This is a genomic window from Actinomadura rubrisoli (genome assembly GCF_004349215.1).
Taxonomy (GTDB): domain Bacteria; phylum Actinomycetota; class Actinomycetes; order Streptosporangiales; family Streptosporangiaceae; genus Spirillospora; species Spirillospora rubrisoli.
This window is the reverse complement of the sequence record NZ_SMKU01000087.1, coordinates 20,182-28,485: the sequence shown is the minus strand read 5'-3', so window position 1 is coordinate 28,485 and position 8,304 is coordinate 20,182. Positions and strand designations below refer to the sequence as shown.

Sequence of the window (8,304 nt, the reverse complement as noted above, 5' to 3'; positions counted from 1 at the left end):
GGTGGGGGGCGCGGCCGCGGCGGGGACGGGCGCCGGAACGGCGGCCGGACCCGCTCGGACGATCACGCTCATCACCGGCGACAAGGTGCGGCTCAGGGGTGACCGGGTGAACGTCACCCCTGGCCCCGGGAGGGCGCGGGTCGGGTTCCGGGTGAGCACGGTGGGCGGGCACCAGTACGTGCTTCCCGGCGACGCGGTGCGCCCGGTGAGCGATGGACGAGTCGACGCGCGGCTGTTCGACGTGACCCGGCTGGCCGATTGGCGGTACGACGACGCCCATCGCGCCGACGTTCCGATCATCGTCGAGCACGCGCGCGGAGTCCGCGCCGCGCCGCTCGCCGGGTTCAAGGTCCGCCGGTCGCTGCCGGCTCTCGGCCTGGACACCGCCACGGTGCCCAAGAAGGACGCGTCCGCCGCGTGGCGGGCGGTGGCGGGGCTTCGCGACAGGGGCGCCGCGAAGCTGTGGCTCGACGGCAAGCGCAGGGTGCTGCTGGACAAGAGCGTCCCGCAGATCGGCGCTCCCGCGGCCTGGGGCAAGGGCCTGACCGGCAAGGGGGTCACGGTCGCGGTCCTGGACACCGGCTACGACGCGGGCCATCCCGATCTCAAGGGCGTGGTCGAGCGGTCCCGCGGCTTCACCGAAGCGGGCCCTGAGGACGTTGCCGACAAGGCGGGCCACGGCACGCACGTGGCCTCGACCGTCGCCGGTTCGGGCGCGGCCTCCGGCGGGAGGTACAAGGGCGTCGCCCCCGATGCCCGGCTCGCGGTCGGCAAGGTCCTCGGCGACGACGGCTCCGGGACCGACAGCGGCATCCTGGCCGGAATGGAGTGGGCGGCGACCGAGGCCCGCGCCAAAGTGATCAGCATGAGCCTGGGCGCCTCGGACGACGACGGAATCGACCCGGTGGAGAAGGCGGTCAACGAGCTGAGTGACCGGACGGGCGTGCTGTTCACGGTCGCCGCCGGCAACGGCGGCCCCGATTCGCGGACGGTCGAAAGCCCGGGCTCGGCGGACGCCGCGCTCACGGTGGGCGCCGTGGACGGCCAGAACCGAATGGCCGACTTCTCCAGCCGCGGCCCGCGCCACCTGGACGGCGCGGTCAAACCCGAGATCACCGCTCCCGGCGTGAACATCACCGCGGCCCGCGCCGGCGGCGGCACCGCCGACCCGTACGTCGCGGAGTCCGGCACGTCGATGGCGACCCCGCACGTGGCGGGCGCGGCCGCCATCCTGGCCCAGCGGCACCCGGACTGGCCGGGCGCCCGGCTCAAGGCGGCGCTCATCGGCTCCGCCGCGCCGACCGCGGGCGCCACGGCCCTGGACCAGGGCGCGGGCAGGGTGGACGTGGCCAAGGTCGTGGCCGCCGGTGTCGTCCCGGAGACCGGCAACGTCTCCACCTACCTGCGCTGGTCACCGCACCCCGCCCCGGTCACCCGGCAGGTGGGCTACTTCAACGCCACCGACGAACCGGTCACCCTGAAGCTGGCCCTCCAGGTCGACCAGGAGGCCGGCCGGGGCGCCTTCCGGCTGGCGGCGGAGACTCTCACGGTGCCCGCGGGGAAAACGGCGTCGGCCGATCTGCGGATCACGGGCGAGGGCGTCGCGGCGGGCGCCTACAGCGGTACCGTCACCGCCACCGCGGCGGGCGTCTCCGTCCGCACCGTGGTCGGCGCGCTCGTCGAACCGAAGTCGCATGACCTCGTCGTCAAGCTCACCGACGCCGCCGGGCGGCCCAGCGACGGCGGCATCTGGCTGCAACCGGACGATCTGTCGAGCGAAGCGGAGTTGCTCAACTTCCGCGACGGCGCCGCCACGGTCCGGCGGCCGGACGGCCCGTACAGGCTGCTGGGCTCCCTGGACACCGAGGCCGGGAGCCAGGACGGGCAGATCATGGTGTTCCCCTTGGTCCGGCTCGATGCCGACACCACCGTGACCCTGGACGCGCGCCAGGCCAAGCGGCTGTCCACCACGATCGACGACCGCTCCGCCAAGCTCGGCGAGTACCACGACTCCGCACTTGAATACCGGCGCGACGGCAGAATGACGCGTTTCACATTGTTCGGCCCGGGGGCGCTGGGCAAGTACGGCGTGCTTCCGCTCAAGGCGCCGGGCCTCGGCTACTACAACCACACCTATTGGGACAAGCCGGGCACGGGCGGCGCGCGGACCGCCCGGTTCGAGGCGTACGACTACCGCCGTGGCGAGCTGCCGGCCGATCCCTCCTCCGCCGTCCGGACGGCGGACATGGCCAAGGTGACCCAGGTCGTCAAGGCGCAGGGGCGTCCGACCAGCGGGTACCTGGATGTGATGGCCGACATGCCGGCCGTGAACGCCGGCGGGGGCTTCGCCCGGCCGGTGCAGGTCCCGTCCGTCGAGGAGCTGTACGTCACGTCCAACCCGGATTTCCGGTGGTGGTCCGGGCTGCTGTTCGGCCAGGACGAGACCGGTGACATCAGAGGCCCGGTCCGGACCTGGGTCAGGGGCCGCACGAACACCGAGACGTGGAACGCGGCCGTGATCGCGCCGAGTGTCGCCGGAGTGTTCAACAGGCAGCGGGCGGCGTTCGCCCATCGCGACGGTGACGAGATCACCGTCATGGGCGGATGGCTCTTCGGCGACGGCGCCCTCGGGCACTTCGGCCGGGACGAGCGGGCCGACGGAACGGTCAAGCTGCTGCGCGACGGAAAGGAACTCGCGACGGCGCCACTCCAGGAACTGGAGCTGAATGCCAAGGTGCCGGCCGGGACAGCCGACTACACGGTGACCGCGTCGGGTACCCGCCAGGTGGCCGACAGCCCGTTGTCCACCCGGATCGACGCCGCGTGGCGGTTCCGTTCCGGCAGCACCGGCAAACCGGCGCCGCTGCCGCTGCGTTCGATCCGGTTCGCTCCGCAGGGCCTTGACGACCTCAACCGTGCCCGGGGCGGGACGAGCACGACGCTGCCGATCTCGGTGGACGCCGTGCCGGGCACCGGTCCGGTCAAGGTCGAATCCCTCAAGGTGTGGGCGTCCACCGACGAGCTCGGCACCTGGAAGCCGCTGCCGCTCAAGCGTTCAGGCCGGGGGTGGACGACGCAGGTGCCCAATCCCTCCCAGGGCTCGGTCTCGCTGCGGGCCTCGATGACCGACCAGGCGGGCAACTCGGTGGACGAGACGATCGTCCGGGCCTACCTCGTCGGCTAGGTCGTTGGGCTCGGATCGACGCTGAAGGAGGAGCCGGTCAGATACGGGACGCGAGGCCCGGCCGCGCACGAGCATGCGAGCTCGGCAGGCCGGGCCCCGCGCCTGATGCGCCCGAGCGTTCCCCACTTCCGGATCGGTGTCCACCGGCCTTCGAGGGGCCCTCATCCTGCCGGCCACCCGACCACCCGCTCCGGTCTCTCAGCCGAGGAAGTACCAGCGCAGCGACATGGCGGTGCGGGGAGACCGCGAATCGAGAGAACGGCTGGTCCGTGCGTCACGCCACGCCGAGTGTGCGAGTGCGGCGAAGGAAGTCGCGAACCTGCCGCTCGCCACTGTTCGGCGTGGCCCATGCCGTCGACGGCTCTACGCGGGGAACCTATCCTGACAGCGTAGGCGCCGCCTCCCAGGCTGCGGGGTGCTGCGATGAGCGCTCGGCCCGGTCCACTGGTCCGGTCCGCACGTATCGCCCGCGGCTGGTCTCAGATGGACCTGGCTGCCCGCCTCCACTGCTCGCGTTCCACCATCTCCCGCCTGGAGACCGGATCCCGGCGGCTGGACGACGTGGCCACGCTCCGGCGCCTCGCCGAGATCTTAGAGATCCCCCCAGCGACATTCGGTGTGACCATTACGGTGACAGGCGAGCCACCCGGGGAGGATGATGTGCGGCGCCGCAAGTTGCTGGCCACCCTCGCCGTCACCGCAGGCGCAACCGTCACCGGCCCTGCCGCTCGTTCCGCCGGCCCGGGCCACGCAGAGGCGCGCGACGCCGTCCTGATTGCGCGGGTCCGGGGCGCCCTGCTCGGCACCGACGCCCGCGCCGACCCGGTTCCACCGCCACGGCTGGCGGCCGCACTTGCCGCAACCTGCCGCGACTACGACGCCTGCCGCTACGACCGGCTTGCCGAAGCTCTGCCGCGCCTGCTGGCCGGCGGCCACGCCGCCGCCGGAGAGCCGGGCGGCGCCGCAATGCTCGCCCAGACCTACAACCTGGTCACGCGGCTGATGGTCAAGCTAGACGAACCGCTGGGGTGGCTGGCCGCCGACCGCGCCCGCACCTTCGCCCAGACCAGTGGTGATGTGCTCGCGGCCGCCGAGGCGGCCCGGCAGTTGGCGGTGCTCACCCGCCGCAACGGCTGGCCCGACCAGGCCACCGACATCGCCATGGCGGCGGCCGACGCCGACGAGCTGCGCAGCGACCGGCCCGAGCACACGGCGGCGCGCGGACAGTTGGTGATGTCGGCGGCCTACACCGCGGCGCACGCCGGTGACCGGGCCGGGATGCGTGAGCTGACCGGCCAGGCGATGGCGCTCGCCGCCCAGCTCAGCGGCGGCATCCTGCTGCGCCACAACGGCGGCGGGTTCGGGATCACCGCCGTCCATCTGCATCTGATCTCGGCCGAGTACGCCGCCGGCGACCCGGCCACTGCGGTCCGGGCGGCCAGCGCGGTGCAACCACGGGCGCTGCCCACTGCCGAACGCCGGGCCCGCTACTTCACCGACCTGGCGCGAGCGTACGGGATGTGGGGACGCCGGGACGAGACGCTGCGAGCGCTTCTGGCAGCCGAGCGGACCGCGCCGCAAGAAACCCGGACGCGACCGGCCGTTCGGGAACTGGTGAGCGGGCTGCTGGTCTCCGGTCGGACCTCGCCCGAACTACGCGGGCTGGCCACCCGCTGCCGCCTCCAGTAGACCGGCCCCTCGCCATAAGCAAACCGTCGGCCGCAGCGCCACCTCGCGTGCACAATCCGCACACGGTGTGCATGGCCTGCACGCGTATCTGGGCCGCGCCCGGGCGCGGAGCACATGGTGGAGCCACATCAGCAGCCGCACCAGACCAAAGGGTGCCGCACCGAGCCGCCACCAGGGAGGCGCGCATGTCCACCACCACCATCCAGCCGGCTACCGAGCCCGCCGGCACCGGCCCGAAGCGAGACCCGCGCTCGTTCGTCACCGCGGACGTGTGGGACCGGCAGATCGCTCTCCTCGTCCGCGACCACCCCTTCGACACCGTGATGGCCGAGCGCCTCTTCGGCCAGGCCGTCGCCTACCTCATCACCGCCATCGAGAAGTGGGGCCAGAAGCTGGAGATCGGCTGCGGTCCGCTGGTCGACATCGCCGTCCACGGATTCATCCTCGACACCCGCAACTACCGCGAGTTCTGCGACCAGCAGTTCGGCCGGTTCCTCGACCATGTCCCCGCGATCGCGTTCAAGTACGACGGCTCGGTCGAGCGGACCGCGCACGTCATCGAGGACAACGGGTTCGCGGTCGACTGGCCGCTGTGGAAGGCCGACTTCTCCAAGTGCACCCCGTGCCACCCGGGAAGCAACTGCCACTGACCAGCCGACCGACCGGCTGATCCGCACGAGCAGGGCCGGAGCCGTCGAGCTCTGGTCCTGCTCTGCGTCCACCGGCGAACGGCCAACGCAGGCGCCGGATCGGCGCTACCGTGACGCGGGTCCTGTCACAGTCGAACCTGGGGACCCGCCCATGCCGACGAGCATCAGCGACCGCACCGGTTACTGGGATCGCTACGCCGAGGGACAGGACGACCGGTCCACCCCCGAGAAGGCGTTGAAGGACGCGTTCGGCTGGACGCAGTACCCCGGCCACGGGCCCGGCGATGAACTCCTCGGCGACCCCATGACGACCCTGGAACTCGGCTTCGGCCGCGGCGACGCTGTCGCCGCACTGGCCACCAAGGGAATCACTGCAACCGGCTTGGACCTATCGCCCGTCCAATGTGACCGGGCCCGCGAACACTGGGGCCACCTGCCCGGTGCGCGCTTCGATCACGGCGACGCCATGGACTACCTCGCCCGCACCGACCGGCAGTGGGACGCGGTCTACTCCATCTGGGGCGCGGTCTGGTTCACCGATCCCGACGACCTGCTCCCCCGCGTTCACGACCGCCTCACCCCGGGCGGCAGGCTGGTCTTCTCCCACGCCCCGGCCGTTCCAGGCGCCTACGGCGTTCAAGGGATGTACGGCGACGGTCTCACCGGCCGCCAGGTCTGGATTCACCGATGGGCCTATGAACCTGACACCTGGGCCGACATTCTGACCGGCCACGGCTTCACCGACATCGACGCCGATATCGAGCCCGCCCCAGAACCCGGCCACGTCGGAACCCTCATCGTCCAAAGCCGCAGGCGGTAGCCCCTGTGCCCGCTCAGGGTACGGAACGAGCCGGGAAAGCTACTCGTTAGAACGTGCCACCAAACCACTCCAACAGTCACCGCAGGCTCGGCCCGGAGCCATCTGCCCGGAGCCCTCCTCGTCGCAGCCGGCGGTCCTGCCGTTGAGCGAGGGTGTCGAACTCCGGTTCTTTCCGCTGGAGCAGCTCGGCCCGCGGACCATCCCGCCCTATATCCGCGACGGCATCCACCGTTCGCTTACCGACCAGGCCACCTGACCGCCCAACAGCCTCAGACGAATTCGAGGGAGCGTACGACGTAGTCGGATGGGCAGGTTTCGATTTCGTCGAAGGGGCGTTCGGGGGCGGGTTCGTCCAGGAGGGTGGCGCGGCGGACGCGGTCTATGCGGAAGACGCGGGCCTCGCCGCGTAGGCGGCACCAGCCGAGGAAGTACCAGCGCAGGGACATGGCGGTGAAGGCGACGGGCTCCACGTCGCGTTCGGTCTCGCGGCCGGACGCGTCGACGTAGCCGAGCCGGACGACGCGGCGGGCGGACATCGCCTCCTCCAGGACCGCGGGCACCGAGGCGGGCTCTCCCGCGTCCGGCGGGGTGAGGAAGCGGATCCGCTCGGCCAGTTCGCGGGCCGAGGCGCCGTCGCCCGCCGACATCGCCGCGACGATCTTGTGTAGGGCGGTGCGGGCGGAGCGGGAGAACGGCGAGCCGCCGGCGCGCGCGAGGGTGATCGCGATGGCGACGGCCTCGGCCGGGGTGAAGTTGAGCGGGGGCAGTGTGCGGCTCTTGTCGAGGGTGTAGCCGCCGCGCCGGCCCACGTCCGCGAAGATCGGCACCCCGGCCTGCTGGAGCGCGCCGATGTCGCGCTCGATGGTGCGGACGCTCACCTCGTAGCGCAAGGCCAGCTCCCGCGCGCTGACCCGGCGCGGCGCGCAGGCCCGCAGTTCCTCCACCAAGGCGTACAAGCGGTCGGTCCGGTTCACGCGGTGACCGTACGCGCCGCCTCCGACATTCTCAGAGGGCGCGGAGGAAGCCGATCAGGGCGTCGTTGACCTCCGCCGGGCGCTCCTGCTGCGTCCAGTGACCGCAGCCGGGCAGCCAGACGGTCTCGCGGAGGTTCGGCACGAAGTCGGGCATCCGGTCGACGGCCTCCCGCCCGGGACCGGCGACGACGACGTCGCGGTCGCCGGCGATGTAGAGCGCGGGCGGGACGATCGGGGCGCCGTGCCAGGCGGCGGTGAGGTCCCAGTTGCGGTCGAGGTTACGGTACCAGTTGAGCGGCCCGGTGAAGCCGCTCCCGGCGTACTCCTTGACGAACGCGGCGATGTCGTCCTGGGCCAGCCAGTTGAGCAGTTTGTCTGGCTCTGGGCAGAAGTCCAGGAAGCCGCCGCCGTCCGGGACGATCGGCACCAGCGCCGGGGCGTCGCCGGACGCGGCGAACAGCATCCGGCGGAACGTGGCCGCGCGGTCGCGGTCGAACTCCGCCTCCGGGACGTCCGGCCGCTGGAAGTACACCACGTAGTACCCGTCGCCGATCGCACGGCGCATGGTCTCGATCGGCGGGGTGGAGCCCCGCGGGAGGTGCGGGACGGACAACGCGGCCACGCCGCGCACCTTGTCCGGACGGAGCTGCGCGGTGGCCCAGGCGACGCCCGCTCCCCAGTCGTGCCCGACGACGACGGCCCGCTCCTCGTCCAGTGCGCCGATGAGCCCGACGGCGTCCCCGGCCAGGTGCAGGATCGTGTACTGGCCGATGTCGGCGGGGCCGCCCGTCCGGGCGTAGCCGCGCTGGTCGGGGGCCACAGCGTGGAAGCCGGCCTCGGCGAGCGCGGTGAGCTGGTGGCGCCAGGAGTACCAGCATTCGGGGAAGCCGTGTAGGAGCAGGACGAGCGGCCCCTCGCCCGCCTCGGCGACGTGCATGCGCAGGCCGCTGTGCGAGGTGACGAAACGGTGCGTGATCTCGGTCATGG

At 72.1% G+C, this 8,304-nt stretch carries 6 protein-coding genes; 4 read left to right on the top strand and 2 right to left on the bottom strand.

Annotation, left to right across the window (positions count from 1 at the left end; all coding sequences use genetic code 11):
• From E1298_RS18375 to E1298_RS18360, 4 genes are all read left to right on the top strand, one after another.
• A partial coding sequence (locus tag E1298_RS18375; protein WP_165975530.1) for a S8 family peptidase occupies positions 1-3,184 on the top strand: 3,184 nt, incomplete at its 5' end.
• Positions 3,185-3,607: 423 nt separating this feature from the next.
• Positions 3,608-4,873, top strand: a complete 1,266-nt coding sequence (locus tag E1298_RS18370; protein ID WP_131894808.1) for a helix-turn-helix domain-containing protein — start codon at positions 3,608-3,610, stop codon at positions 4,871-4,873.
• Positions 4,874-5,058: 185 nt separating this feature from the next.
• Positions 5,059-5,523 carry a glycine-rich domain-containing protein gene (locus tag E1298_RS18365; protein ID WP_131894806.1) on the top strand — a complete coding sequence of 155 codons (465 nt, stop codon included), beginning with the start codon at positions 5,059-5,061 and terminating at the stop codon, positions 5,521-5,523.
• A gap of 151 nt (positions 5,524-5,674) precedes the next feature.
• On the top strand, positions 5,675-6,343 hold the full coding sequence (locus E1298_RS18360) for a class I SAM-dependent methyltransferase (protein WP_131894804.1): 669 nt from the start codon (positions 5,675-5,677) through the stop codon (positions 6,341-6,343).
• A 269-nt stretch (positions 6,344-6,612) separates the two neighbouring features.
• Here the strand turns inward: E1298_RS18360 and E1298_RS18355 are convergent, their stop codons facing one another.
• Both E1298_RS18355 and E1298_RS18350 read right to left on the bottom strand, forming a co-directional pair.
• Positions 6,613-7,317 carry a helix-turn-helix transcriptional regulator gene (locus tag E1298_RS18355; RefSeq protein WP_131894802.1) on the bottom strand — a complete coding sequence of 235 codons (705 nt, stop codon included), beginning with the start codon at positions 7,315-7,317 and terminating at the stop codon, positions 6,613-6,615.
• 31 nt (positions 7,318-7,348) lie between these two features.
• Positions 7,349-8,302: an alpha/beta fold hydrolase gene (locus E1298_RS18350; protein ID WP_131894800.1), complete on the bottom strand. Its 954-nt coding sequence runs from the start codon at positions 8,300-8,302 to the stop codon at positions 7,349-7,351.
• Positions 8,303-8,304: the final 2 nt, after the last annotated feature.

What these genes read in the sequence shown, in the direction of transcription:
- E1298_RS18370 (WP_131894808.1), top strand. Translation starts at nt 3,608, where the DNA reads ATGAGCGCTCGGCCCGGTCCACTGGTCCGGTCCGCACGTATCGCCCGC.
- E1298_RS18365 (WP_131894806.1), top strand. Translation starts at nt 5,059, where the DNA reads ATGTCCACCACCACCATCCAGCCGGCTACCGAGCCCGCCGGCACCGGC.
- E1298_RS18360 (WP_131894804.1), top strand. Translation starts at nt 5,675, where the DNA reads ATGCCGACGAGCATCAGCGACCGCACCGGTTACTGGGATCGCTACGCC.
- E1298_RS18350 (WP_131894800.1), bottom strand. Translation starts at nt 8,302, where the DNA reads ATGACCGAGATCACGCACCGTTTCGTCACCTCGCACAGCGGCCTGCGC.